Here is a 26,562-nt window from a genome sequence, read left to right as displayed (position 1 = left end):
TCAGGAGTTCACACGGATGATCTCCTGCTGGTACGGCGCGACGACCGACGTCGAGACGCGGCAGTCCAGCAGCAGGAACGGGCGGTCGGATGCCGGCTGCTCCGCCCACCGCGCGAGCGCATCGAGGTCGTCGAGCGTCCGCACGACGACACCCTCGGCCCCGACCGCCTGGGCGAGCCCGGCGAAGTCGACCTCGGGGATGAGCATCGGCTCGCGCGCCAGACCCTGCAACCCGTACAGGTTCACCTCGGCGCCGTAGGCGGCGTCGTTCCAGACGACCGCGACCCCCCGGCCGCCCGCGACGCGGACGGCCGACTCGAGGTCGGCGAGGGCCATGAGCCCGCCGCCGTCGCCCGTCGTCAGGACGACGGTCGACGCCGGCTTGGCGAGCGCGGCGCCGGGCACCGACGGGAATCCCAGTCCGATGGACTGGTACGCCGTGCCGACCATGAGCATCCGGTCCGGCGACGCGACGGGCCAGTACATGTTCGCCCAGCCGATGAAGTGCCCGCCGTCCGAGACGACGACGCGGTCCTCGGGGAGGAGCTCGCCGATCCGGGCGGCGACGGCGCGCGGGTCGAGGCGACCGTCGGCGGCGAGCTCGTCGCCGCGCTCCTGCGCCCGCAGCGGACCGAGGTCGACGCTCTCCCGCCAGCCGCTGGGCTGCGCGTCCAGATCGCCCAGGGCGTCGACGAGGGCGCGGGCTGCGACGGCGGCATCGGCGCGGAGGAACCGTCCGACGTGCGCGTGCGTCGCCGCGGGGGCGGTGTCGATCTGCACGACGAGCGTGCCCGGGGCGAAGAGGTCGCCGAAGCGCATCGTGAACTGGTTCAGCGAGGCCCCGAAGACCACCGCGACGTCCGCCTCGCGGACCAGCTCCATCGCCCCCTCGGCGCCGAACCCGCCCGTGACCCCGAGGTCGAACTCGGTGCGCGGGAAGACGCCGCGTCCGAGCGCCGTCGACGCCGTCACGGCGCCCGTCAGGTCGGCGAGTGCGCCGAGCGCCTCGCCGGCGCCCGAGATCCAGGCGCCGTGCCCGGCGAGCAGGAACGGGCGTCGCGCGCCGGCGAGCGCGCGTGCGAGGTCGGCGACGGCGGCACGCGCGAACGGGGTCGTCGGGGCGAGCGGCGCGGGCCGCTGCGGCTCCGGGGCGGGGGGCACCGGCCCGGCGTCGAGCTTCGCGACGTCGTACGGGATCGCGAGGACGGTCGGCACGCGGTAGCTCAGCGCGTGCTCGATCGCGATGACCGTGGTGGCCGCGGCATCCGCCCGCCCCACCGTGTAGGTGCGCGCGCCGACGGCCGACGCGAGCGCGATCTGGTCGACGTCCCACGGGCGGGGGCCCGAGGTCGGCTCGTCGCCGACCACGAGGATGAGCGGCACGTGCGCCTGCACCGCCTCGGCGAGCGCCGTGAGCGTGTTCGTGAAGCCGGCGCCGTACGTCGCGGTCGCGGCGGCGAGCCCGCCGCCGGCGCGGTGATACGCGTCCGCCGCGACGACACCGCCGGCCTCGTGGCGCATCGCGGTGAAGGAGACGTCGGTGGAGCGCTCGAGCGCATCGAGGAGATACGCGTTGCCGTTGCCCATCACGCCGAACACGTGATCGATGTGGCGGGCGAGGGTGTGGGCGACGTGCGCGGAGACGGTGGGCACGGAAGGACCTCCGGAAGACGGGACGGATGCGGGGGAGCCGTATGTGTCTCGCGCGCCCGGTCCCGTGCGGATGCGGCGTCGCATCGCGCGAGCCGGGACGGCTGCGTGCCCATTTTTCGAGCACCGGCGGGCAGAAGCGCCGCCGGACGGTCCGAGTATACGGGCGGGCCGGGGGACTCCCCGCTCGGGGGTCCGGGCCGTGCGCCCGCTCGACGGACGCGCCCGGGGCGGCTAGGATCGTATACGATCTACGTGGATGCGGAACGGCATCCCATCGACGAGGGAGTCACCGTGAGCGAGAACCGCGAGACCGCACTGCTGGCGAACGTGCCGGACGGACTGTTCATCGGAGGCCAGTGGCGTCCGGCCGAAGGCGGCGCGACGCTGTCCGTGTCCGACCCCGCCACCGGCGCCGTTGTCAAGGAGATCGCGAGCGCCTCCGTCGCCGACGGGAAGGCGGCGCTCGATGCCGCCGTCGCGGCCCAGGACGCGTGGGCGGCCACGCCCGCCCGCCAGCGCGGCGAGCTGCTGCGTCGGGCGTTCGACCTCCTGCAGGAGCGCAAGGAGGACTTCGCTCTCCTGATGACGATCGAGATGGGCAAGCCGCTCGCCGAGGCGCGCGGCGAGGTCGCCTACGGCGGCGAGTTCCTCCGCTGGTTCGGCGAGGAGGCGCCCCGCATCCAGGGCCGGTACGGCGCCAACCCCGAGGGCACCGGCCGCATGATCGTCACGCAGCACCCGGTCGGGCCGTGCTTCCTCATCACCCCGTGGAACTTCCCGCTCGCGATGGCCACCCGCAAGATCGCGCCCGCGCTCGCAGCCGGGTGCACCGTCGTGATCAAGCCGGCCGCCCTGACCCCGCTCACGACCCTCGCGTTCGTCCAGCTGCTGGAGGATGCCGGGCTTCCGGCCGGCGTCGTCAACGTCGTCACGACGGCCGCCTCGGGACCCATGTCCGAGGCGATCATCCGCGACCCGCGGCTGCGCAAGCTCTCCTTCACCGGCTCGACCCCCGTCGGGCAGAAGCTTCTCGAGCAGGCCGCCCACGGCGTGCTCCGCACCTCGATGGAACTCGGCGGCAACGCCCCGTTCGTCGTGTTCGAGGACGCCGATCTCGAGAAGGCCGTCGACGGCGCGATCGCGGCGAAGTTCCGCAACATCGGGCAGGCCTGCACGGCGGCGAACCGGTTCATCGTGCACCGCTCCGTCGCCGACGAGTTCGCCCGCCGCGTCACGGAGCGGGTGCAGGGCTTCCGCTCGGGCCGCGGCACGGAGGACGGCGTCGTGATCGGCCCCCTCATCGACGACAAGGCGGTCGCGAAGGCCGACCAGCTCGTCCAGGATGCCGTCCAGCGCGGCGCGACCCTCCGCACCGGGGGCGCCGAGATCCCCGGCGACGGCTCGTTCTACCAGGCCACGGTGCTCTCCGACGTGCGGCCGGGCAGCGACATCCTGCGCGAGGAGATCTTCGGACCCGTGCTCGCCATCATCCCGTTCGACGACGAGGACGAGGGCGTCCGCATCGCCAACGACACCGAGTACGGCCTCGTCTCGTACGTCTACACCGAGAGTCTCACGCGCGGTCAGCGCATGATCGAGCGCCTCGCGACCGGGATGATGGGCCTGAACGTCGGCGTCGTCTCGAACGCGGCCGCACCGTTCGGCGGCTGGAAGTTCTCCGGTCTCGGCCGCGAGGGCGGCGCGGAGGGCATCCACGAGTACCTGCAGACGAAGTACACGCTGACGCCTGACCCGTTCGCCTGAGTCGCCCGGCGACGGCGACGGCGCCGGCGACGAGACGGATGCCGGATGTCCGCGCCACGGGGCAGGATGGCGGCATGGACGTCGTCCGCATCCGGGCCGAGCGGCTGCGCTCGCACCGCCTGAGCGCTCCGGTGGCCTCCGTTTCGGAGGCCGCCTGTCACATGCTGGCGACGCAGGCGCAGGAGTTCTGGGGCGGGCGGTGGGCGCTGGCCGCCCGCACGCGCGGGCAGCCGCGACTGTCCGACGTGGATGCCGCCTTCGACCGCGGCGAGATCGTCCGGTCGTGGACCATGCGCGGCACGATCCACGTCATCCCGGGCCGCGACCTCGGCTGGGTCCTGTCGCTCACCGCCGAGCGGCAGCGCCGCCAGGCGGCGGCCGTGCACCGCCGCGAGGGGATCGACCTCGACGAGCGAGGACGGGCGGAGGTCGCGGCGCGCGCGGCGCTCCGCGGCGGAAACCGTCTGACCCGCAGGGAGCTGTTCGCGATCTGGGACGCGGCCGGCGTCTCGACGGCCGGGCAGCGCGGGTACCACCTCCTCGTCGCGCTGTCGCTCAGCGGCATCCTGTGTCAGGGTCCGGTCGTCCCGCGCGACACCGCTCCGACACGGGAGCAGTACTTCGTCCTCGTCGATGACTGGGTGACGGATGCCGTGACGCCCGCGGACCCGCTCGCCGAGTTCTTCGTGCGGTTCATCGCCTCGCACGGGCCGGCCGGCCCGCGCGATTTCGCGTGGTGGTCGGCGCTGCCCCTCGGTGACGCACGTCACGCGGCCGAAGCGGCCGGCGACCGCCTCCGCGTCGTGGCCGACGAGCCGGAGCCGCAGTACGTCGTCGCCGCACCCGCCCCGCGGCGGGGGACGGGCATGCCGGAAGTCATCGCCCTGCCGCCGTTCGAGGAGTACTACCTGTCCTACGTCGACCGCACGGTCCCGTGCGCGCCGGAGTTCCTCGCGGCGATCGGGCCGAGCATGAACGGCATCGTCCGGCCGATCCTCGTCGCAGGTGGCGAGGTCGTCGGCGTCTGGACCCATTCGGTCGCCGTCGGCCGGCACACCGACGACCCGGTGCCGGAACTGTTCGTCCCGGGTGCCGCGAGCGCGGCGCAGGTCGCGGCGGCGCTGGACCGCTACCGTCGGTTCATCACCGGCTGACCGCGCGGCCGGCGGCTCACCCCTCGGCGTGACGGTCGAGGAACGCGTAGACCTCGCCGTCATCCACCCCCGGGAAGGCGCCGCGCGGCAGCGGCGAGAACATCTGCATGTGCACGCGGGCGCTCGGCCACGCCTTGTCCTCCCAGCGCGCCGTGAGGTCGGCGGGGGGACGTCGGCAGCAGGCCTCGTCGGGGCAGGTCGAGACGGCGCGCTTCGGGGTCTCGCGGCCGCGGAACCAGCGCGCGTCGTCGAACGGCACGCCGACCGTGATGGAGTACTCGCCCTCCGCCGTCGAACCCGTCTGGCTCGAGCACCAGAACGTGCCCGCAGGGGTGTCGGTGTACTGGTAGTGCTCCGTCGTCCGGTTCTGCTCGCCGAAGGCCGAGCGGGCGGCGAACTTGCGGCACACGATCTGGCCCTCCACGGCGCCGGTGACGTCCATCGGCAGCGGGAGTTCGTCGTTCTCGTAGACGCGGTTGATCGCGCCGGCGCCGTCGACGCGGAGGAAGTGCAGCTTGATGTCGAAGTGCTCCGTCAGGAGGTTCGTCATCCGCATGCCCGCCGCCTCGTGCGTGACGCCGAACGCGTCCCGGAAGTCCTCGACGGCCAGGTCGCGGTCCTTCTTCGCCTGGCTGAGGAACGCGACCGACGCCGTCTCGGGCATGAGGCAGCACGCCGCGTAGTAGTTGATCTCGAGCCGCTGCTGCAGGAAGTCGGCGTAGTCGGTCGGGGGCGTGTGCCCCAGCAGTCGGTGCGCCATCGCCTGCAGCGCCATCGAGCGCAGGCCGTGCCCGCCGGGGATCGATGCGGGCGGCAGGTAGATGCGCCCGTTCGCCATGTCGGTGACCGAGCGGGCCGAATGCGGCAGGTCGCTCGCGTAGATGAGCTCGAAGCCGAGCTGCTCGGCCATGATGCTGACGCTGCGGTGGGTGAGGGCGCCGGAGACGTGGCCCGCCGCCCGCAGCTGCTTCTCGGCGAGCTTCTCGATGTCGCCGAGGTAGTTGTTCCGCTCCCGCATCCGCAGCCGGAGCTCGGTGTTGGCGCGGCGCGCCTCCTCCGGCGTCGCGATGGCCTCGCGCTCCCGGCGCTGCAGTTCGCGGTGCAGGCCCAGGATCGTCTCGATCGTGTCGTCGGACATCGTCTTCGTCACGCGCACCGGCGGGATGCCGAGGCGCCGGAAGACGGGGCTGGACTGCGCGCGGTCGAGCTCGAGCTCCAGCGCTGCACGCCGGTTCGGCGGCTCTGTCGAGAGCAGGTCGGAGACCTCGGTGCCGGTCGCGCGGGCGATCGCCTGCAGCAGCGACAGCTTGGGTTCGCGCTTGCCGTTCTCGATGAGGCTCAGCTGACTCCCCGCGACGCCGACGATCGCCCCGAGCTCGTCCAGCGTGAAGCCGTGCGAGACCCGGTGATGACGGATGCGGTGGCCCAGGGTGGACAGCTCGAAGGAGGAGGGCATTCCTTGAATATATCGAAAGAATGCGGATTCTTGATCCCCGCTCGGGCGGTAAGACGCCCGGGGCCGACGGCACAGTGGAAGAGGAACGACGATCTCGTCCCTCGAACTCGAAGGAGACCGCCATGGCCCTCGCCGATATCTTCACCCGCCCGACTCCGACCCAGCGGCCGACCGCGCCGGCCGCAGCCTTCGGGGCACGCCCGCAGCTGGCGGGCGAGGGGATGGCGAAGCTCTATGCGTGGGTCGAGGAGATCGCCGCGTTGACCGAGCCCGCCCGCATCCACTGGGTCGACGGCTCCCGCGGCGAGAACGAAGCGCTGCTGCGCGAGATGGTCGACGAGGGCAAGCTCATCAAGCTCAACCCGGAGTGGCGGCCCGGGTCGTACCTTGCCCGCTCGCACCCGAGCGACGTCGCCCGCACCGAGGCTCGCACCTTCATCGCCTCCGAGCGCGAAGAGGACGCCGGCCCCACGAACAACTGGGTCGCCCCGGATGAGATCCGCGCGACCATCACGCCCCTCTTCAAGGGCTCGATGCGCGGCCGCACGATGTACGTCGTCCCGTTCTCGATGGGCGCCGTCGGCGGCCCGCTGTCGCACATCGGCGTGCAGGTGACCGACAGCGCGTACGCGGTCGCCTCCATCGGCATCATGACCCGTGTCGGCGCGAGCGTCGTGGAGCAGATCGCCGACGGCAAGCCGTGGGTCAAGACGGTGCACTCCGTCGGCGCCCCGCTGGCGCCCGGCCAGGAGGACGTCGCCTGGCCCTGCAATGACGAGAAGTACATCGTCCACTTCCCCGAGACGCTCGAGGTGTGGTCGTACGGCTCCGGCTACGGCGGCAACGCGATCCTCGCGAAGAAGTGCTTCGCGCTGCGCATCGCCTCGGTGATCGGCCGCGACGAGGGCTGGCTCGCCGAGCACATGCTGCTGATCCGGGTCATCGACCCGCAGGGCAAGGCCTACCACGTGGCCGCGGCCTTCCCGTCGGCGTGCGGCAAGACGAACCTCGCGATGCTCCGCCCCACGATCCCGGGCTGGCGCGTCGAGACGCTCGGCGACGACATCGCCTGGATCCGCCCCGGCGAGGACGGGCGCCTGTGGGCCATCAACCCGGAGGCCGGGTTCTTCGGCGTCGCGCCGGGCACCGGCGAATCGACGAACGTCACGGCCGTCGAGACGCTCTGGGGCAACACGATCTTCACGAATGTCGCCCTCCGCCCCGACGGCGACGTCTGGTGGGAGGGTCTCACGGATGAGGCTCCCGACGAGCTGACCGACTGGGAGGGCAAGCCCTGGACCCCGGCATCCGGACGGCCGGCGGCGCACCCGAATTCGCGGTTCACCGTGAGCGCAGGGCAGTGCCCGCAGATCGCGCAGGACTGGGAGACCCCCGAGGGTGTCCCGCTGGATGCCATCCTCTTCGGCGGCCGGCGCGCCACCAACGTCCCCCTCGTCGTCGAGGCCACCGACTGGACGCACGGCGTCTTCCTCGGCTCGAACATCTCCTCCGAGCGCACCGCCGCCGCCGAGGGCACCGTCGGCGAGCTGCGCCGCGACCCGTTCGCGATGCTGCCGTTCTGCGGCTACAACATGGCCGACTACTTCGGTCACTGGCTCAAGGTCGGCCAGTCGCTGCGCTTCGACCGCGCCCCCCGGATCTTCCAGGTCAACTGGTTCCGCAAGGGCTCGGACGGCCGGTTCCTGTGGCCGGGCTTCGGCGACAACTCGCGCGTGATCGACTGGATCATCCGTCGTGTCGACGGCACCGTCGGCGCGGTGGACAGCCCGATCGGACGTCTCCCGAAGATCGAGGACCTGAACCTCGACGGCATCCACGTGCCGCAGGAGGACCTCGACGAGCTGTTCGCCGTCGACCCGAACCTGTGGCTGCAGGAGACCGACCTCACCGAGGAGTTCTACAGCACGTTCGGCGGGAAGGTGCCCGCGCCCCTCTACGCCGAGCTCGCGGCGCTGCGGTACCGCCTGAAGCGCGCGCAGCTCGCCTGACCCGCGTCGACGATGCCCCGGCCCCGGCGGGCCGGGGCATTCGACTTGCCCCGGCTGCGTGGCATCCGCGGCCGAATCTGCGGCCGGGTTTCGCCCGCGCCGAAGTGCGGGTCGCGCCGCCTTGCACCCACCATTCGGCGCGGGCGAATCTGCGGCCCGGGTTTTGCTCGCGCCAAAGTGCGGGTCGCGCGGCCTCGCACCCGCCATTCGGCGCGGATCAGCGGTGAGCGTGCGCCGCGGCGCGGCTCTCTGTGCGGCGAGTGGATGCTGCTGCCCACGCCGCGTGTTGATCCGCGCCGAAGTGCGGGTCCCGCGGCTTTGCACCCGCCATTCGGCGCGGACGAATCCGCGGCCCGGCTTTCGCCCGCGCCAAAGTGCGGGTCCCGCGGGCAGCACCCGCCACTTGGCGCCGATCAGCGCGCCCGCCCCCCCGGGAGCCCCCGGGACCCGCCCGCCCGGAGCCCCGAAAACCCGCGCCCGGAGCCCCCGAGCCAAGCCCGCCCGCCCGCGGGCGCAGCTCAGGCGAGCAGTTGGCGCTGCGCGAGCTCGCGGTACAGGGGCACCGTCGCGACGAGCTCGTCGTGCGTGCCCTGACCGACCACGCGACCGCGGTCCAGGACCACGATGAGGTCGCTGTCGATCACCGTCGACAGGCGGTGCGCGATGACGACGAGCGTGCGGCCGGTGGCGACCGCGTCGATGGCCTCCCGCATCCGCTGCTCGTTGAGGCCGTCCAGGGACGACGTCGACTCGTCCAGCAGCAGGATCGGGGGCGCCGCCAGCAGGGCGCGCGCGATCGCGAGGCGCTGGCGCTCGCCGCCGGAGAGCATCACGCCCGCCTCGCCGACCGGCGCCTCCAGCCCCAGCGGGCTCCGCTCCAGCACGTCGCCGAGATTGACGGCGCGGAGCACCTCTTCGCACTCCGCGTCCGATGCGTGCGGCGAGGCGAGGCGCAGGTTGTCGCCGATCGTCCCGGCGAGGGTCGGCGCATCCTGCTCGACGTATCCGAGCTGCGCGCGCAGGGCGCGGCGGTCGAGGCTCCGGACATCCGCCCCGCCGAGCAGGACGATGCCGGAGGTCGGGTCGTAGAACCGCTCGATGAGGGCGAGGGTCGTGGACTTCCCGGCGCCGGAGGGTCCGACGAGGGCGACCCGCGCCCCCCGCGGCACCCGGAACGACACGCCCCTCAGAACGTCGCCCTCCCGCACGTCCTCGGCGAGCCCCGAGCGGTCGGCGCGCACTTCGGTCAGGGTCTTCAGCGCCTCCGACTCCGCCGACCGGCGCGCCGACACGACGGCATCCGGGTAGGAGAAGTGCACGTCGCGGAACTCGATCGCCGTCTCGGCGGCGGTGACATCGGGGGCGGATGCCGCGGCCATGACGTCGTCGGCGGTCTCGGTGGGGAGGTCGAGCACCTCCTGGATGCGTCCGAGCGCGCCGAGCGCCTGGTTCACCGACGTGATCGCGCCGAAGAACGACCCGAGCGGTGCGATGAGGAAGAAGAGGAACATGACGAAGGTCACGAGGGCGGCGATCGAGATCGCGCCGGATGCCACGCGGAAACCGCCCACGCCGAGGACGACGAGCAGCGACAGCTGCAGCGCGACGCCGGCGATCGGGACGACGAGCGCCGATGCCTTCGCGACGTTCACGCCGGCGTCGTAGGCGTCGGCCGCGGTCGCGGAGATCGACTCCTGCTCACGGTCGGCGGCACCGGCCGCGCGGATGGTCCGGATCGAGCCGATGGCGCGCTCGACGCCGGAGGCGAGCTCGCCCACCTTCTCCTGCTGCACCTGGGTGGAGCGGCGGATGCGGCCGCTCAGCACTCCCACGACCCCGACCGAGACGCCGACGACCACGAGGATCAGCAGCAGCAGGACCGGATCGATCACGAGCATCGCGATGATCGCGCCGAGGAAGATGAGGGCGTTGCCCACCGAGTCGGCGAGCCCCTGTGTGAGGACGGCGTACAACAGGGTCGTGTCGGTGCCGACCCGGGAGACGAGGTCGCCCGTGCGGCGCGCGTCGTACTCCTGCACCGGCAGGTGCAGGAGGCGCGCGATGAGGCGGCGGCGGCTGGAGAGCACGACGGCGGTGCCGGTGCGCTGCAGGAGGTAGTGCTGGAAGCCGCTGATGAGGGAGGACACGATCACGAGTGCGACGAGCGCCCAGACGAGGATGCCGAGGGCCTCGCCGGACTGGACGCGCTCGATGAGCTGGCCGACGACGAGCGGCTGCCCGAGTGTCGTGACGGCGGCGAGGATGCTGAGCACGGTGACCAGGACGAGGACGCCCTTGTGCTCGAAGAGGAACGGCAGCAGTTGGCGAAGGCTCGCGCGGGGGCCGTCGTCCTTCGCGGGGCGGCGCGGTCCGCGGGTGCGGCGGGCGGTGTCGGAAGACATGACGGGGCGTCCTCGGTTCTGGGGTGGCGATGCGTGGGGTGGATGCCGGTGGGCGGCGCAGTCCGCGCGGCACGGGCGGTGCTTCTATCTTCGTCCGTACTTCTTGTGCACGGCCTGGCGGGTCACGCCCAGGGCGTCGGCGATCGCGACCCAGGAGTAGCCCTGCCCGCGGGCGCGGCGGACCTGCTCGGCTTCGGCGCGGGCGAGCTCGGCGTGCAGCGCGTGCAGGCGCCGCAGTTCGGGGAGCGGGTCACCGCCCTCGGCGGCGCCGATCGCGGTGCGCAGCTGGTCGCTCACAAGCCCTCCCGAGTGTCGGAGGGATGCCGCGGGTGCGGCATCCGCCGTCAACCATAGTTGACGGTCGCACGCGCTGTCAACCAGGGTTGACGCGCTCGCCGCACTGTCCGCCGCCTTCGCTACTGTGGTCCGGTGCCTGAACCCGTCATCTCCGCCCAGAACCTCGTGAAGGCCTACAAGGTCAAGGGCAAGCCCGACTTCCTCGCCGTGGACGGGCTGTCGTTCGAGGTCGCTCCGGGGGAGTCCTTCGGGCTCCTCGGCCCCAACGGCGCGGGCAAGTCCACGACGATGAAGATGATCGGCGCGGTGTCCACGCGCACGAGCGGCGACCTGTCGATCCTCGGCCTCGACCCCGACCAGTACGGTCCGGAGATCCGGTCGCGCCTGGGCGTCGTCCCCCAGCAGGACAACCTCGACGGCGAGCTCAACGCCCGCGAGAACCTGTACATCTACGGGCGCTACTTCGGCCTGCCGGGCAAGGTCTGCCAGGAGAAGGCCGACGAACTGCTCGCGTTCGCGCAGCTCGAGGACAAGGCCAAGAGCAAGGTCGACCAGCTCTCCGGCGGCATGAAGCGGCGCCTCACGATCGCGCGCGGGCTCATCAACGACCCGCGCATCCTCCTGCTCGACGAACCGACGACCGGCCTCGACCCGCAGGCCCGGCACGTCCTGTGGGATCGTCTGTTCCGTCTCAAGGAGCGCGGCACGACCCTCGTCCTGACGACGCACTACATGGACGAGGCCGAGCAGCTGTGCGACCGCCTCATCGTCGTGGACAAGGGACGCATCATGGCCGAGGGCACCCCGGCATCCCTCATCCGCGAGCACTCCAGCCGGGAGGTGCTCGAGGTGCGCTTCGGCTCCGACCGCAACGCCCAGGTCGCCGGCCAGCTGGGGGCGGTCGGCGACCGCGTCGAGGTGCTGCCGGACCGCATCCTCATCTACACGGAGAACGGCGAGGCGGCGCTCGAACGCGTCACCGCCGCCGGCCTCACCCCGATCACGAGCCTCGTGCGCCGGTCGAGCCTGGAGGACGTGTTCCTGCGCCTCACTGGAAGGTCGCTGATCGAATGAGCGCGACCTCGACGCACCCGACGCTCGACGAGCTGCGCGCGGAAGCGCTCGAGTGGGGCCGGAAGCCGCGCCGGCGCGGCAGCTGGTACGTGACCGAGCACATGGTGCGCGCGATGCGCGCGTACGGCTGGACGATCATCGTCGGCGCCCTAGGGCAGCCGATCATGTACCTCCTGGGCCTGGCGGTGGGGCTCGCCGCCCTCATCCAGGCGCCGATCGTCGACCACGGGCAGGAGGTCAGCTATCTCGTCTTCGTCGCCCCCGCGCTGCTCGTGACGGCCGCGATCGCCGTGGCATCCGAGGAGATGACCTACCCCGTCATGGCGGGCTTCAAGTGGCGCCGCTACTTCTACGGCTTCAACGCGTCACCGCTCGGCAGTCCGCAGATCGCGAACGGCGTGATCGCCGGCGCGGCGGCCCGTATGTTCGTCGCCGTCGCCGCCTACTACCTCTTCATCTGGATGTTCGGCGCGGTGCCCAGCCCCTCGACCGGCTGGATCGCCATCTTCGCCGGTGTCGCCGCAGGACTCGCCTTCGGCATTCCCCTCATGGCATACGCCGGTTCCATCGAGGACGACAAGGGGCAGTTCGCCCTCGTGCAGCGGTTCCTCTTCATGCCGATGTTCCTCTTCTCCGGCACCTTCTACCCGCTCGAGACCCTGCCGGGGTGGCTGCAGTGGATCGGGTGGATCTCGCCGCTGTGGCACGGCGCGCAGATCGGCCGGGTGGCCACGTACGGCGCCGACGTGGATGCCGGCATGCTCACGGTGCACGTCGCCTACCTGCTCGTCCTCTGCGTCGTCGGCTACCTGTGGGGCCGCCGCGTGTTCACCGAAAGGCTCGCGAAATGACCGCCGTCGCCGAGGCGCCGACCCGCCGCGGCGGGGTGCGTGCGCTGTGGGCCGGGAACCCCGGCGCCGTCGTGCAGCGCGGCCTCCTCGCCGCCCGCTCGTCGAGCTGGATCGTCGTGCTGTCGGGCTTCTTCGAGCCCGTGTTCTATCTGGCATCCATGGGGATCGGGCTGGGCTCGCTCGTCGGCGACCTGCAGACCTCGCAGGGCGTGGAGGTCAGCTACGCCGCGTTCATCGCCCCGGCGCTGCTGGCGGTCTCGGCCATGAACGGCGCGATCTACGACTCGACCTGGAACGTCTTCTTCAAGCTCAACTACGGCAAGCTCTACGAGGGGATGCTGTCCACCTCGCTCGGACCGCTCGATGTCGCCTTCGGAGAGATCCTCTACGCCCTCCTGCGCGGCCTGCTGTACGCGTCGGGCTTCATGATCATCATGCAGATCCTCGGGCTGAACCTCGCCCCGACGGCGATCCTCGCGATCCCCGCCGTGCTGCTGATCGCGTTCGGCTTCGCGAGCCTCGGGATGGCGGTCACGAGCTACATGAAGACGTTCCAGCAGATGGACTGGATCAACTTCGTGCTCCTGCCGATGTTCCTCTTCTCGGCGACGTTCTACCCGATCACGGTTTACCCGGAGTTCGTGCAGGGGATCGTCATGGCCTTCCCGCTGTGGCACGGCGTGGAGCTCGTCCGGGGGCTCACGACGGGCGTCCTGTCCGGCGACATGCTGTGGCATGTCCTCTACTACGTCGTCATGATCGCGGTGGGCCTCGTCTTCACGACCAAGCGCCTGCGCGTCCTCTTCCTCGACTGACCCCGGCGCGCTCGCGGGTCGGGACGGGGCGGGGCTGCGCGTGCGCGTCGCCGCGGCCCGGGCGGGGGATCTTCGCCCGCGCCGAAGTGCGGGTCCCGAGCGGGCGCACCCACCATTCGGCGCGGGTGAAGGAGCGGCCCCGGTCTGAACCGCGCCGAAGTGCGGGTCCCGAGCGGGCGCACCCGCCATTCGGCGCGGGTGAAGGCCCGGCCCCGGTTTGGCCGCCGCCGAAGTGCGGGTCCCGGCCGGAGGAAAGACGGATGCCGCGAGGCCGGGGCCCCGCGGCATCCGCGCATCGTCACCGGGTTCAGAGCGACGCGGTCTCGCCCAGGCCGATGTTGGTGTCGTAGTCGACGTCCTTGGTCTCCTTCGACAGCACGAGCGCGATGAACGTCAGGACGCTCGCTCCCGTGAGGTAGACCCCGACGAGCCACGGCTGACCATCCGCCGCGGCCCACAGGGCGACGGCCACGATCGGGGCGAGCGCGGCACCGAGGATCGACGACACGTTGTACGCGATCGCCGAGCCGGTGTACCGCACGTTCGTCGGGAAGAGCTCCGGCAGGATGGCGCCCATCGGCCCGAACGTCGCCCCCATGAGCATGAAGCCGAGGATGAGGAACGCCTGCACGAGTGCGCCGGTGAACTTCGGGTCGAGCTGCGGCATGAGGAACACGTTGAACAGCAAACCGAACACGCCGATCCCGGCCGTGACCCACAGCAGCAGCTTGCGACGGCCGATCGCGTCGGCCACCGGGCCGGAGAGCAGCGTGAAGATGCCGAAGAACACGACGCCGATGATCTGCATGATCACGAAGTCGGTGTACCCGAACCCGAGCCCGGGGACGTAGGCCGCCGCATCGAACGGCGTCCCGGCGGCGTCCGCCGCCTCCCGGGCCGTCTCGAGGCCGGCCTTCGTGCCGTAGGAGAGCGTGAAGCTCGTCATGAGGTAGAACAGCACGTAGGTCGCGAGCATGATGAACGTGCCGAGGATCAGCTGCCACCAGTGCCGGCGGATGACCTCGCCGAGCGGGAACTTCCGGATCGCCCCGGACTTCTCCGCCTTCGAGAAGGTCTCGGACTCCACGAGCTTGAGGCGCACCCACAGGCCGATGATGACCATCACGGCCGAGAACAGGAACGGCACGCGCCAGCCCCACGTGAGGAAGGCCTCCGAGCGCTGCGCCGGCCCGTCGGGGTGGGGCAGGGCGAAGTTGATGATCAGGAAGACCGTGTTCGCGATGATGAAGCCGATGGGCGCGCCCAGTTGCGGGAACGTGCCGTACCAGGCACGTTTGCCCGCGGGGGCGTTCTCGGTCGCCACCAGCGCCGCGCCGGACCACTCGCCGCCGAGCGCGAAGCCCTGGAAGAGGCGCAGGACCAGCAGCAGGAGGGCGGCCCACCAGCCGATCTCGTTGTAGGTGGGGAGCAGGCCGATGAGGAAGGTCGCGATGCCCATCGTGAGCAGGGATGCCACGAGGGTCGCCTTGCGGCCGAATTTGTCGCCGAAGTGGCCGAAGATGACCGCACCGATGGGACGGGCGACCATGGCGGCGCCGAAGACGGCGAACGAGGACAGCAGGGCCGTCGTCTCGTCGCCGGTGGGGAAGAAGAGGACGGGGAAGACCAGGACGGCGGCGGTCGCGTAGACGTAGAAGTCGTAGAACTCGATCGTCGTGCCGACGAGGCTCGCCGTGATGACGCGGGAGCGGGGGTTGGCGGGGGCGGTTGTCGTAGCTGCAGACATGCGGGGAGGAGGACCTGTCGGTGGAAGGGGGAAGTCCTCGTGGGACGCACCGGTGGCGGGCGTCCGTGGCAGGGGTGGCGCGGCGGACGCGGCGACGTGGGGACACCGGGGCGTCGGCGTTGTCGCCGGCGCACGAGGGTCGAGTTTACCCCTCGTGCGCGGAAGCGGCCGGGCTCAGCGCCAGAGCACCGCGAGCGCGGCGTTGGTGAAGGTGAGGATGCCGATGAGCCAGAACACGACCGGCGGCACCCCGCCCGCCTTGCGTTCGCGGGCGGCGCCGACACCCAGCAGCGCGCCGATCACGAGCAGGATGACGAGCTTCGTGCCGATCTTGACGTAGTTCAGGTCGTACTCGATGCCCCACGGTGCGGCGAGGGCGAAGCCCGCGACGCCCGCGATGGCGAGACCCCAGTGCATGAGGCGCGTGATGCGATGCTGTCCGACGGCCTCGACGGCCCAGGCGCCGAAGAGCACGGCGAACCCGACGAGGTGGACGAGGACGACGGCGTGCCGCAGGATCTCCATGCCGTCAGTCTAGCTGAAGGTTCGCGCCCGGACGAGGTGCGCCCCGCGGCGGTTCAGAACCGCCGTCCCCCGGACCGCCGGCTCGAGCTGCCCGACCCGCCCGACCGGCGGGAGGAGCTCGACGAGCTGCGGGAGGATGACCGGCTCGAGGACGAACTGCGCGACGATGAGCTGCGCCAGCTGCTCCGCGAGGAGCTGCTCCAGCCGCTTCGCGAACCTCCGCCGGACGAGCCCGATCCCCATCCGCTGAACAGGCCGTCCAGGATGCCGCCGGAGAACGCCGCACGTTCGCCGGCGTCGTCGTACGACGGGGGGAGGGGATCGTCGCGTCGCACGTCGTCGCGGGCGATGTCCAGCGCGCGACCGGCTTGCGCCGCCGCCTGCCGGGCGGCGGTCGTGGCCGCGAGCGGGTCGTCCACAGCCGCATGCGCGAGCGCAGCGCCGTACCGGCTCTCCGCCGCGGTGAGGCGGGTGCGGGCGCGCGGTCCGATGATGCCGCGTCTCGTGTCGATGAACCCCCGTGTACGCAGGATCGCCTCCCGCGCGGTGGCGATGGCGCGTTCCCACTCCGCGAGCGCACGGTCCCGATCCGCCGACCGGCCGAGGACACGGCTCGATACGGCGGTCAGTTCCGCGTCGGCGGCGTCGACGGCCGTGAGGGCGTCAGGCGGCGGCAGTTGCTCCGCGTCGCCGATGGCGCGCTCCGCGGCATCCGCGGCCGCGTCGAGCTCGGCCGCGTCGGCGGTGTCGTCCAGGACGGCCTCCCGGGCCGCAGCGAGGTCGGCCCGCGTGTCGGCGACGGCGGCGGCGAGCCGTACCGCCGCGGCTGACAGCGACTCCGTCAGGCTCACGACCCCCGTGAGGAGTTCGTCGATCTGTCCGAGAGCTTGCTGCGCGCTGCGGATCCGCACGGCCGCGACCCCCGGCTGCCCGTCTCGCAGGCTCTGCTCCGCGCGGCCGAGTTCGACGGCGGCGAACGCGTCGAGGCGGGCGGCCTGTTCGACCGAACCTTCGACGGAGGCCAGGGCGGCGTCTCCGTACCGGGTGCGGATGTCCGCTTCGATGGCGCGGGCCGCCCCGATGCGAGCGGAGACGTCGGGCTGGGCGGCGGCGAGCTCTTCCCGCAGCCGCGGTGCCTCCCGCTCGAGTGCGCGCAGGTCGTCGAACGCGTCCGCCTGCGCATCGAGTGCGGCATCCGCCTGCGTGCACAGCGCGATGATCGATTCCAGCAGGGCGCGACGCTCCGCGGGTGTCTCGGCCTCCTCATCGTCGACGAGGCGCATCTGCTCGAACGCCTGCGTGACGAGATCCCGGGCACCGGTCAGGGCGGACTGGAACGGCGCGGTCGCGTCGTCGCCGAACTGGGCGGCGGCGAAGCCCAGCTCCTGCGTGCTGGTGCGCACCGAGTCGTCGAGCTCGACCAGGAGGGCGTCGGCGCGGGAATCCAGCCGGTCGAGCTCCGCCTCGTCGGCACGCGCGGCGCGGCGCGCGCGGGCGGCGCGGATGCCGGCGCGCACGCCGAATCCCGCGAGAACGGCGACGACCACCGCGACGCCGATCAGGAGCAGCCACGGCGGACCCGGGTCGAGCGCCTCGTCGAGGCCGTCCGCGAACGCCACGACCCCGCCGGCCCAGTCGTCGTCGCGCAGGGCGGGGATCAGGGTGTCGTCGATCACGTCGTCGATGCGGTCGTTCGACAGCGGGAAGTCCTCGTCCACGGAGTAGGCGAGCTCGCGGTCGCCGACCGCGACGGCGAGCAGGATGTCGTCCCCGCCGAGGCCGCTGAGCTCCGCGGACCGGTTCGCCCAGGACGGGCCGTCGGAGGGGCCGGTGAACCGGTCGACCACGACCAGGAACAGAGCGGTGCCGTGCGCGTCGAAGAGGGCGTCGGCGGCGTCCTCGATGCGCGTCAGGTCGCTCGCGGACAGCGTCGCGGTGGTGTCGACGAGGTAGGCGCCGTCGAAGTCGACGGGGTCCTCCGCCGGCGCGAGCGCCTGTGCGGCGGCCGGGGCTGCGGTGGTGAGGGTCAGGGCGAGCAGCATCCGGAACCACAGTCTGCGCACGTGGCCGTCCTTCCGTCGGTCTGCTCCCGACCCTATCGAGAAGAACCCCTGATCAGCCTCGCAGCTCGCGCAGCAGCAGCGCGGTGCGCAGCGCCGCGTCCGCCGCCTCGGCGCCCTTGTCCTCCTTCGAGCCCTCCAGGCCCGCACGGTCGAGGCCCTGCTGCTCGTCATCCAGCGTCAGCACACCGAAGCCGACGGGCTTGCCGGTGTCCAGCGCGACCCGGGTCAGGCCGTCCGTGGCGGCGGCCGAGACGAAGTCGAAGTGCGGCGTTCCGCCGCGGATGATGACGCCGAGGGCGACGACGGCGTCGGCGCCGGCGTCCAGGGCCGTCTTGCTCGCGACCGGCAGCTCGAACGATCCGGGCACGCGCACGAGCCGCCAGGACGCGCCGGACGCGTCGAGCACACGGCGCGCGCCGGCGATGAGCCCGTCGGTGATGACGTCGTGCCACTGGCCGGCCACGACGACGACGTTCACGCCCGTCGCGTCGATGGGCTGCGTCTCGGGGGCGCCGTGTCCGCTCATGCCTTCCGCTCCTCGCTGCGCGCCAGCGCGCTGTCCAGGTCGATCGAGTCGATGATGTGGCCCATCCGGTCGCGCTTGGTGGCCAGGTACTGGTGGTTGTTGGCGCCGACGCCCACGAGCAGCGGCACCTGCTCGACGATGTCCAGTCCGAGCTCGCGCAGCTGGTTGACCTTGTCGCTGTTGTTGGTCAGCAGCCGGATCTTCGAGATGCCGAGGTCGCCGAGGATGCCGGCCGCGGCGGCGTAGTCGCGCGCGTCGGCGGGGAGGCCGAGCGCGAGGTTCGCGTCGACCGTGTCGAGACCCTGCTCCTGGAGGCTGTACGCGCGCAGCTTGTTGATGAGGCCGATGCCGCGTCCCTCGTGGCCGCGCATGTAGATGACGACGCCCCCGTCCTGCTCGATCGCGTCGAGCGCGGCATCCAGCTGCGGGCCGCACTCGCACTTCAGGGAGCCGAACGCCTCGCCGGTCAGGCACTCGGAGTGCACCCGGACGAGCGGCGCGTCGTCGGTGAGCTCTCCGGAGACGATGGCGATGTGGTCGGTCCCGGTGATGCGGTCCTTGTAGGCGAGGAAGCGGAACGCGCCGTGCGAGGTCGGCACCTGGGCCTCGGCGCGCAGGCTGACCCGGCGCTTGTGACCGTGCTCGACGTGCGTGTGCTCGGCGCTCGTGCCGTCGAGGTGCGCGATGAGCTGCTCGATCGTGATGACCGGAATGCCCTCCCGCTCGCCCATCTCGATGAGGCCCGGCAGGCGCATCATGCTGCCGTCCTCGGCGACGACCTCGCCGATCGCGCCGACCGGCTGCAGTCCGGCGAGCTTCATGAGGTCGACGGCCGCTTCGGTGTGGCCCGCGCGCTCGCGCACGCCGCCGTCGACGGCGCGGAGCGGGAGGACGTGGCCGGGGCGGATCACCGAGGTCGGCGTGGACGCCGGGTCGGCGAGCACATTGAGGGTGTGCGAGCGGTCGGCGGCGCTGATGCCGGTCGAGACGCGGTCGGCCGCATCGACGCTCACGGTGTACGCGGTGCCGCGGCTGTCCTCGTTGACCGCGACCATGGGCGGCAGGTCGAGCCGGTCGGCCCAGTCCGCGGGCATCGGCGCGCACAGGAAGCCGCTGGACCAGCGGATCGTCCAGGCGAGCCACTCGGGGGTCGCCAGTTCGGCGGAGAGGATGATGTCCCCTTCGTTCTCGCGGTTCTCGTCGTCTGCGACGATCACCGGCTTGCCGGCGCGCAGGGCCTCGAGGGCTTCGGGGATGGTGGAAAGGCTCATCGGGAGCCTCCTTCGGTGAGGGGGGTGAATGCGAGAAGGCGCTGCACGTGCCGCGCCAGGATGTCGGTCTCGAGATTGACGTGGTCGCCGGCGGTGCGCCCGCCGAGGGTCGTGACGTCGAGGGTCTCCGGGATGAGGGACACCTCGAACCAGTGCGCGTCGGCGTCGGCCGGCGAGGTCGCGCTGACGGTGAGGGAGACGCCGTCGACGGTGATGGAGCCCTTGTCGACGACGAGCGGGGCGAGGGATGCCGGCAGGCCGATGCGGAGGACCCGCCACTGCTCGCCGGGACGCACCTCGAGCAGTTCGCCCGTGCCGTCGACGTGGCCCTGCACGATGTGACCGCCGAGGCGACCGTGCGCGACCATGGCGCGCTCGACGTTGACGGGCGTTCCGGTCGCGACGCCGCCGAGCGTGGACATGTCGAGGGTCTGCTTCATGACGTCGGCGGTGAACCAGTCGGGGCCCTGATCGACGACGGTGAGGCACACGCCGCTGATCGCGATCGAGTCGCCCTGGTGCGCGTCCGAGACGGCGAGCGGGGCGCGCACGGTGACGCGGACCCCGTCCCCGGAGGGCGCGACCGCCGTGACGGTGCCCTGCTCTTCGATGATGCCGGTGAACATCAGGCGGTCTCCTTCGGGTGGGCGACGATCAGCAGGTCGTCGCCGAGTCGTTCGATGGCTGTGACGGTCAGGCGCCGCTGCGCGGCGATCGTGTCGACGCCGAGCACGCGCAGCGCGGGACGATCGGTCCCGTCCGCCCCTGCTCCGAGCAGGGTGGGGGCGAGGTAGGCGAGGATCTCGTCGGCCAGGCCCGCCCGCAGGAACGCGCTCGCGATCGTGGGCCCGCCTTCGACGAACACGCGGTGCACGCCGGCGTCGCGGAGTTCGGCCATCAGCGACGGACCGTTCTCGCTCTCGCCGCCGAGGTTCTCCCCGTCGCGGTGCAGCAGGGGGCGCGGGTGCCGGCGCACGGCGGCGTCGTCCGGCACGGACCGCGCGCCGAGGATCACGGGCTGCGGCTGGTGCGGGTACAGCGTGCCTTCGGGCCGACGCGCGGTGAGGGCGGGGTCGTCGGCGAGCAGCGTGCCGGTGCCGACGACGATGGCATCCGCCTCGGCGCGGCGCCGATGCACGTCGGCGCGGGCCTCGGGGCCGGTGATCCACTGACTCGTGCCGTCGGCCGCGGCGGCGCGGCCGTCGAGGGACTGCGCCCACTTCACGGTCACGTGCGGGCGACCGAGGCGCTGGACCGTCAGCCAGGAGTCGAGGAGCTGTCGTGACTCGTCGGCGAGGACGCCGGACACGACGTCGACTCCGGCTGCGCGCAGGCGGCCGGCGCCCCCGGCGGACGCCTCGCCCGGGTCATCGAGCGCGTAGACGACGCGCGCGACGCCCGCCTCGATGAGGGCGACAGCGCACGGGCCGGTACGGCCGGTGTGGTTGCAGGGCTCGAGGGTGACGACGGCGGTGGCGCCGCGTGCGCCCCCGGCCGGGAGCTTGGCGAGGGCGTCGACTTCGGCGTGCGCCGTCCCGGCGCCGCGGTGCCAGCCCTCCGCGAGGACCTCGCCGGAGGCCGAGAGAAGGACCGCGCCGACCTGCGGGTTGACCCCGCGGGGTCCCTGGAGGGCGAGGTCGAGCGCGCGGCGCATGGCGCCCTGTTCGCGGTCCGTCGCGCTCATCCTGGTCCTTGCGTTCAGGCTCCGGGGGCGCAGGTGTACGGCGCAGGCCGCCGGGCGTGCGCCGCGGCGTCCTCGTGCTGCCTCCCATCCGGACTAGCGACTCTCGTCGCATCACCGTCGGTCCCGGATTTCCACCGGATCAACCCCTCGCAGGACGAGAGGTTCGCGGACTGTCACCGCCGGTTCGGATTCCCACCGACCCCGGAGCACGTGTTGTTGCTCACGAGCATACTCAACGTGCTGTCCCGGCGTTCATTCCCGTCATGCCCCGTCTTGCCCGCGCGCCGCGTCTCGCCCGGCGACGAGCACGTAGCCTGGAGGAGGGAGGCGCGACTCATGGACACACCCATCTCCGGCCCGGCGCGGCTGCGCGAGCGGCCGTATGCGGACGTGCTGGTCATCGGCGGCGGCATCAACGGTCTGGCCACGTTCCGCGACCTGGCGATGCAGGGCGTCGACGTCGCGCTCGTCGAGCAGGGCGATTTCGTCTCCGGCGCGTCGGCCGCGTCGAGCCACATGATCCACGGCGGCATCCGGTACCTCGAGAACGGCGAGTTCCGGCTCGTCCACGAAGCCGTGACGGAGCGCAACGCGCTGCTGCGGATAGCGCCGCACTACGTGCAGCCGCTGCAGACGACGATCCCCATCTACTCCACGTTCTCCGGCATCCTCTCCGCGCCGCTGCGGTTCCTCCGCCACCGCGCAGGCAAGCCGCGGGAGCGCGGGGCCGCGCTCATCAAGATCGGGCTCGTCATCTACGACTCGTTCTCGCGCGGGGGCGGACGCGTGCCGCGGCACGAGTTCCACGGTCGCAAGCGCTCCCTCGCGCAGCTGCCGCAGCTGAACCCCGCCGTGAAGTACACCGCGACGTACTGGGACGCCTCCCTCCGCGATCCCGAGCGGCTCGCCCTCGACGTGCTGCGCGACGGACTCGCCGCCGGCGGCGACCGCGCCCGCGCGGCGAACTACACGGCCGCGGTGGACGCCGACGGCGGAAAGGTCGTGCTGCGCGACGAGGCGGGCGAGGATTTCGCCTTCACGGCATCCGTCGTCGTCAACGCGTCCGGCCCGTGGACCGACCTCACCAACCGCGCGCTCGGCGACCCGACCACGTACATGGGCGGGACGAAGGGGTCGCACATCGTGCTCGACCACGAGGAGCTCCTCACCGCCACCGGCGGACGAGAGCTGTTCTTCGAACACTCCGACGGGCGCATCGTGCTGATCTACCCGCTGCACGGTCGGGTGCTCGTGGGCACGACGGACATCGAGCACGACATGGCCGAACCGATCGTGTGCACCGAGGAGGAGGTCGACTACTTCTTCGAGCTCATCGCGCAGGTGTTCCCCACCATCCCCGTGGACCGCTCGCACATCGTCCACCGCTTCGCGGGCGTCCGGCCGCTGCCGGGGCACGGAGACGTCGCACCCGGCTTCGTCTCGCGCGACTACCGCATCGAGGCCACGACGCTGCCCGGACCCGTCGGTGCGACGGTGCTGAGCCTCGTGGGGGGCAAGTGGACGACGTTCCGCGCGTCCGCCGCCCATCTGGCGGACCGGGCGCTCGAGCTGCTCGCGCAGCCGCGCCGGCGCAGCACGAAAGGCGTGCCGATCGGCGGCGGCGCGGGCTACCCGCAGTCCGAGCGCGCGCGCCGGCAGTGGCTCGCCCCGTACGCCGAGACGCTCGGGTTCGAGCGCGCCGCCGCACTCCTCGACCGGTACGGCACGGTCGCGGCCGCGGTGGCGGATGCCATCGCCGCGGACCCGGACGACGCACCGCTGAAGACCGTTCCCGACTACACCACGGGGGAGCTCCGCCACCTCGCGCGCGCCGAATGGGTCGCCCATCTCGACGATCTCCTGCTGCGGCGCACGGGCATCGCGTTCCGCGGTGCGGCGACGCCGGAGGCGGCCGCCGAGATCGCCGCCGCCGTGGCGGAGGTGCTCGGCTGGGATGAGGCGACGAGGGACGCCGAGGTCGCGCGGGCGCTGGCATCGGTGCGCGCGGCGGAGCCGGCGACGCTCCGGGACTGACGCGCGGTAGCGTGACAGGGCGACCTGCCCGCAGGTCACGACTCGACCCGACTCGACGAGGAGGCCGTGTGGCAGACCATGTGATCGCGATCGACCAGGGGACGACGTCGACCCGAGCGATCGTCTTCGATGCGCACGGGCTGCCGGTTGCGACCGCGCAGCGCGAGCACGAGCAGATCTTCCCGCGCGCCGGCCGTGTCGAGCACGACCCCGTCGAGATCTGGACGAACACCCAGTGGGTGCTGGCGCGCGCGCTCAACCAGGCCGGTCTCAACGCCGCCGATGTCGCCGCGATCGGCGTGACGAACCAGCGTGAGACCGCCGTCGTCTGGGACCGCCGCACCGGGCGGCCCGTGCACAACGCCATCGTCTGGCAGGACACCCGCACGCAGCCGCGCATCGACGAGCTCATCGCCGCGCACGGCGTCGACGCTTTCGCCGAGCAGACGGGGCTGCCGCTTGCCACCTACTTCTCCGCGTCAAAGGTGGGCTGGATCCTCGACAACGTCGACGGCGCCCGCGCCGCCGCGGAGGCCGGCGATCTCCTGTTCGGCACGACCGACACGTGGGTCGTCTGGAACCTCACGGGCGGCCGGGACGGCGGCATCCACGTCACCGACGTCAGCAACGCGAGCCGCACCCTCCTGATGGAGCTGCGGACCCTGGCCTGGTCGGAGGAGCTGCTCGGCGTGTGGGGGATCCCGCGGGCGATGATGCCGGAGATCCGGTCGTCCTCCGAGGTGGTCGGCGAGGTGCAGCTGCCGGGCGTGCTGCGGGGCGTGCCGATCGCCGGCATCCTCGGCGACCAGCAGGCCGCGACGTTCGGGCAGGCCGCGTTCGAGGCCGGGGAGTCGAAGAACACCTACGGGACCGGCAACTTCCTGCTCGTCGGCACCGGCACCGAGATCGTCCGTTCCGGAGCGGGTCTCATCACGACCGTCGCCTACCGGCTCGGTGACCAGCCGGCGCGCTACGCGCTGGAGGGGTCGATCGCCGTCACGGGGTCGCTCGTGCAGTGGCTGCGCGACAACCTCGGGATCATCCGCCGTTCCGAGGAGGTGGAGACCCTCGCGGCGTCGGTGGCCGACAACGGCGGCGCGTACTTCGTGCCGGCGTTCTCCGGCCTGTTCGCGCCGTACTGGCGGCCCGACGCGCGCGGGGCGCTCGTGGGACTCACCCGCTACGTGACGAAGGCGCACATCGCGCGTGCGGCGCTGGAGTCGACGGCGTTCCAGACCCGGGACGTCATCGAGGCCGTCGTCGCCGACACCGGGCAGGGGCTCGCCGAGCTGCGTGTGGACGGCGGGATGACGCGCAACGACGCCCTCATGCAGTTCCAGGCCGACATCCTCGGGCTGCCGGTCGTCCGGCCGGAGATCGTCGAGACGACGGCGCTCGGCGCCGCGTACGCCGCCGGGCTCGCGGTCGGCGTCTGGCCGGGCCTCGACGCGCTGCGCGCCCAGTGGCGGGAGGACGTCCGCTTCGAGCCGCGGATGGCGGAGGAGGAGCGCGAGCGGCGCTACCGGCTGTGGAAGAAGGCGGTGTCGAAGTCGCTCGACTGGGTCGACGACGACGCCCGCATCATGATGGGCACGACCGGGCGCTGAGGCGGCGCCCCCGCAGCCCGGATCACTTCAGCAGGCGCGACAGGCGACGGTCGGCGAGGATCTTTCCGCCGGTCTGGCACGTCGCGCAGTACTCCAGGCTGTTGTCGGCGAAGAACACCGAGCGCACCGTGTCGCCGCACACCGGGCACGTCTCCCCGCGCCGGCCGTGCACCGCCATCCCGCGCCGCTTGGCGTCCTTGAGGTCGGCGGGCGGCTTGCCCGACGCCGTGGCGACGGCATCGGCGACCGTGTCGCGCAGGGCCGCGTACAGGCGGTCGATCTCGGCATCCGTCAGCGTCGCGGCCAGCGCGTACGGCGACATCTTCGCCACGTGCAGGATCTCGTCGGAGTAGGCGTTGCCGATGCCGGCGATGATCGACTGGTCGCGCAGCACACCCTTGATCTGCGTGCGGCGGCCGGCCAGCATCCCGGCGAACACGTCGCGGGTGAACGTCTCGTCGAGTGGATCCGGGCCGAGCCGCGCGATGCCGGGGACATCCCGCGGGTCGCGGGCTGCGTAGACGGCGAGCGACTTCTTCGTGCCGGCCTCGGTGAGGTCGAAGCCGGAGCCGTCGTCGAAGGCGACCCGCAGCGCGATGGGCGTCTTCCCGGGGCGGATGAGGGTGGGGGCCAGCTGGTCGTACCAGCGCAGCCATCCGGCCTTGGCGAGATGGAAGACGAGGTGGATGCCGGCATCCGTGGCGAGGTCGATGAACTTGCCGTGCCGCGCGGCGCCCGTGACGGTCGCGCCCTGGAGCGCGTCGATCGGCGGATCGTAGGTCTTCAGGGCGGCGATGTTCGCGACCGAGACCTTCGTGACGGTCAGTCCCGTCACGCGCCCGCCGAGGTAGTCGACGAGACCCTGCACTTCCGGCATCTCGGGCATGCCGTCATCCTGCCACGGCCTGCCGCCCCCGGGTCAGTCCCCGAGGACCTCCCAGGGTTGCGGCTCGCGGTCGTCGCGGGGGAGGAGCCCGGCGATCCACCCGTCGTCGCGGCGCCCGCCGCCGTTGGTCATCGCGGAGCGGAGGAGGCCCTCGTACCGAAAGCCGAGGGCGCGCGCGGCGCGCGCGGACTTCTTGTTGCCGGCGACCGCGCGCCACTCGATGCGCGCGAGGCCGAGGCCGTCGGGGGCGAACCCCCAGTCGATGACGGCGCGGCACGCCTCGGTGAGGATGCCCTTCTTGCGGTAGGCCGGCACGACCCAGTACCCGATCTCGCCGGAGCCGCCGCCGAGCCGGTGCAACCCCACCACGCCGGTCAGCGCGCCGTTCAGCCGGATCGCCCAGATCGTCTCCGAGCCGGACTCCCACCCCTGCGCGCTCTTCGCGACGAACCCGACGGCATGCTCGCGCTCGTACGGCTGGGGGACCGTCGTGTACCGCTGGATGTCGCGGTCCTGGCAGGCGCCGAAGACGGCATCGATGTCCGCGTCGGTGGGCGGGGAGAGTACGAGTCGCGCCGTGGTCAGCGTCACCGGTTCCATCCCGTCACCCTATCGGCGCCGCCGGCGTTCCCCCGCGAGGCGGCGCGGATGCCGGGTGCCGGGGCTTCACTCGCGCCGAACTGCGGGTGTCGGCGGCCCCGACCCGCACGATGGCACGGGCGAACGCGGCAGGCGCCATCCACT

The 26,562-nt window shown here is 72.1% G+C and carries 21 protein-coding genes and 1 riboswitch; of the genes, 8 read left to right on the top strand and 13 right to left on the bottom strand.

The features are described 5' to 3' along the window. Nucleotides 1–1,653 carry a thiamine pyrophosphate-binding protein gene (locus BR85_RS12580; RefSeq protein WP_028496850.1) on the bottom strand — a complete coding sequence of 551 codons (1,653 nt, stop codon included), beginning with the start codon at nucleotides 1,651–1,653 and terminating at the stop codon, nucleotides 1–3. 291 nt (nucleotides 1,654–1,944) lie between these two features. Between BR85_RS12580 and BR85_RS12575 the strand changes: the two genes are divergently transcribed. Together BR85_RS12575 and BR85_RS12570 are read left to right on the top strand one after the other, a co-directional pair. Continuing rightward, nucleotides 1,945–3,417, top strand: coding sequence for an NAD-dependent succinate-semialdehyde dehydrogenase (locus BR85_RS12575; protein WP_028496849.1), 1,473 nt, complete (start codon nucleotides 1,945–1,947; stop codon nucleotides 3,415–3,417). A gap of 74 nt (nucleotides 3,418–3,491) precedes the next feature. Then, on the top strand, nucleotides 3,492–4,571 hold the full coding sequence (locus tag BR85_RS12570) for a winged helix DNA-binding domain-containing protein (RefSeq protein ID WP_028496848.1): 1,080 nt from the start codon (nucleotides 3,492–3,494) through the stop codon (nucleotides 4,569–4,571). Between the two features lie 16 nt (nucleotides 4,572–4,587). Here the strand turns inward: BR85_RS12570 and BR85_RS12565 are convergent, their stop codons facing one another. Further along, entirely contained in the window at nucleotides 4,588–6,027 is a 1,440-nt protein-coding gene (locus BR85_RS12565) for an XRE family transcriptional regulator (RefSeq protein WP_028496847.1), read from the bottom strand. 122 nt (nucleotides 6,028–6,149) lie between these two features. Between BR85_RS12565 and BR85_RS12560 the strand changes: the two genes are divergently transcribed. Beyond that, complete coding sequence (locus BR85_RS12560) at nucleotides 6,150–8,036, top strand: phosphoenolpyruvate carboxykinase (GTP) (RefSeq protein ID WP_028496846.1); 1,887 nt, start codon at nucleotides 6,150–6,152, stop codon at nucleotides 8,034–8,036. 518 nt (nucleotides 8,037–8,554) lie between these two features. Here BR85_RS12560 and BR85_RS12555 read toward each other — a convergent pair. Beyond that, nucleotides 8,555–10,438, bottom strand: a complete 1,884-nt coding sequence (locus BR85_RS12555) for an ABC transporter ATP-binding protein (RefSeq protein WP_028496845.1) — start codon at nucleotides 10,436–10,438, stop codon at nucleotides 8,555–8,557. Between the two features lie 84 nt (nucleotides 10,439–10,522). Continuing rightward, nucleotides 10,523–10,735 carry a hypothetical protein gene (locus BR85_RS12550; protein WP_028496844.1) on the bottom strand — a complete coding sequence of 71 codons (213 nt, stop codon included), beginning with the start codon at nucleotides 10,733–10,735 and terminating at the stop codon, nucleotides 10,523–10,525. Nucleotides 10,736–10,867: 132 nt separating this feature from the next. Here BR85_RS12550 and BR85_RS12545 point away from each other — a divergent pair, with 132 nt between their 5' ends. From BR85_RS12545 to BR85_RS12535, 3 genes are read left to right on the top strand one after another with little or no spacing between them, the layout of a single operon-like run. After that, complete coding sequence (locus tag BR85_RS12545) at nucleotides 10,868–11,809, top strand: ABC transporter ATP-binding protein (RefSeq protein ID WP_028496843.1); 942 nt, start codon at nucleotides 10,868–10,870, stop codon at nucleotides 11,807–11,809. Beyond that, nucleotides 11,806–12,660 (top strand): ABC transporter permease, encoded by an 855-nt coding sequence (locus BR85_RS12540; protein ID WP_028496842.1) that lies wholly within the window; start codon nucleotides 11,806–11,808, stop codon nucleotides 12,658–12,660. Before BR85_RS12545 ends, BR85_RS12540 begins: the two co-directional genes overlap by 4 nt. After that, nucleotides 12,657–13,475, top strand: coding sequence for an ABC transporter permease (locus BR85_RS12535; RefSeq protein ID WP_028496841.1), 819 nt, complete (start codon nucleotides 12,657–12,659; stop codon nucleotides 13,473–13,475). Before BR85_RS12540 ends, BR85_RS12535 begins: the two co-directional genes overlap by 4 nt. Nucleotides 13,476–13,782: 307 nt before the next feature. Here the strand turns inward: BR85_RS12535 and BR85_RS12530 are convergent, their stop codons facing one another. The 7 genes from BR85_RS12530 to ribD all read right to left on the bottom strand — a co-directional run bounded on the left by BR85_RS12530 (nucleotide 13,783) and on the right by ribD (nucleotide 21,291). Then, nucleotides 13,783–15,222 (bottom strand): MFS transporter, encoded by a 1,440-nt coding sequence (locus BR85_RS12530; RefSeq protein WP_028496840.1) that lies wholly within the window; start codon nucleotides 15,220–15,222, stop codon nucleotides 13,783–13,785. 174 nt (nucleotides 15,223–15,396) lie between these two features. Beyond that, nucleotides 15,397–15,747 carry a hypothetical protein gene (locus BR85_RS12525; RefSeq protein WP_028496839.1) on the bottom strand — a complete coding sequence of 117 codons (351 nt, stop codon included), beginning with the start codon at nucleotides 15,745–15,747 and terminating at the stop codon, nucleotides 15,397–15,399. Between the two features lie 53 nt (nucleotides 15,748–15,800). Continuing rightward, nucleotides 15,801–17,810, bottom strand: coding sequence for a TPM domain-containing protein (locus BR85_RS12520; protein WP_166657813.1), 2,010 nt, complete (start codon nucleotides 17,808–17,810; stop codon nucleotides 15,801–15,803). A gap of 52 nt (nucleotides 17,811–17,862) precedes the next feature. Next, a complete protein-coding gene (ribH, locus tag BR85_RS12515) occupies nucleotides 17,863–18,336 on the bottom strand; it encodes a 6,7-dimethyl-8-ribityllumazine synthase (RefSeq protein WP_028496838.1) in 474 nt (157 codons plus the stop codon). Beyond that, on the bottom strand, nucleotides 18,333–19,607 hold the full coding sequence (locus BR85_RS12510; RefSeq protein WP_028496837.1) for a bifunctional 3,4-dihydroxy-2-butanone-4-phosphate synthase/GTP cyclohydrolase II: 1,275 nt from the start codon (nucleotides 19,605–19,607) through the stop codon (nucleotides 18,333–18,335). Before BR85_RS12510 ends, ribH begins: the two co-directional genes overlap by 4 nt. Next, nucleotides 19,604–20,233 carry a riboflavin synthase gene (locus BR85_RS12505; protein ID WP_028496836.1) on the bottom strand — a complete coding sequence of 210 codons (630 nt, stop codon included), beginning with the start codon at nucleotides 20,231–20,233 and terminating at the stop codon, nucleotides 19,604–19,606. Before BR85_RS12505 ends, BR85_RS12510 begins: the two co-directional genes overlap by 4 nt. Then, nucleotides 20,233–21,291: a bifunctional diaminohydroxyphosphoribosylaminopyrimidine deaminase/5-amino-6-(5-phosphoribosylamino)uracil reductase RibD gene (gene ribD / locus BR85_RS12500; protein WP_028496835.1), complete on the bottom strand. Its 1,059-nt coding sequence runs from the start codon at nucleotides 21,289–21,291 to the stop codon at nucleotides 20,233–20,235. The genes BR85_RS12505 and ribD overlap by 1 nt, the downstream gene beginning before the upstream one ends. Nucleotides 21,292–21,362: 71 nt before the next feature. Then, a riboswitch (FMN riboswitch) is annotated at nucleotides 21,363–21,504 on the bottom strand. A 123-nt stretch (nucleotides 21,505–21,627) separates the two neighbouring features. Between ribD and BR85_RS12495 the strand changes: the two genes are divergently transcribed. Next, entirely contained in the window at nucleotides 21,628–23,325 is a 1,698-nt protein-coding gene (locus BR85_RS12495; RefSeq protein ID WP_028496834.1) for a glycerol-3-phosphate dehydrogenase/oxidase, read from the top strand. Between the two features lie 68 nt (nucleotides 23,326–23,393). Continuing rightward, nucleotides 23,394–24,932 (top strand): glycerol kinase GlpK, encoded by a 1,539-nt coding sequence (gene glpK / locus BR85_RS12490; RefSeq protein WP_028496833.1) that lies wholly within the window; start codon nucleotides 23,394–23,396, stop codon nucleotides 24,930–24,932. Between the two features lie 22 nt (nucleotides 24,933–24,954). Here the strand turns inward: glpK and BR85_RS12485 are convergent, their stop codons facing one another. Both BR85_RS12485 and BR85_RS12480 read right to left on the bottom strand, forming a co-directional pair. Further along, a complete protein-coding gene (locus BR85_RS12485; RefSeq protein ID WP_028496832.1) occupies nucleotides 24,955–25,818 on the bottom strand; it encodes an Fpg/Nei family DNA glycosylase in 864 nt (287 codons plus the stop codon). A 33-nt stretch (nucleotides 25,819–25,851) separates the two neighbouring features. Continuing rightward, nucleotides 25,852–26,418: a GNAT family N-acetyltransferase gene (locus BR85_RS12480; protein WP_028496831.1), complete on the bottom strand. Its 567-nt coding sequence runs from the start codon at nucleotides 26,416–26,418 to the stop codon at nucleotides 25,852–25,854. Nucleotides 26,419–26,562: the final 144 nt, after the last annotated feature.

The sequence above is a fragment of the Microbacterium sp. UNCCL10 genome (genome assembly GCF_000746195.1).
In the GTDB taxonomy this organism is placed as follows: domain Bacteria; phylum Actinomycetota; class Actinomycetes; order Actinomycetales; family Microbacteriaceae; genus Microbacterium; species Microbacterium saccharophilum.
This window is presented reverse-complemented; position numbering and strand designations above follow the sequence as displayed.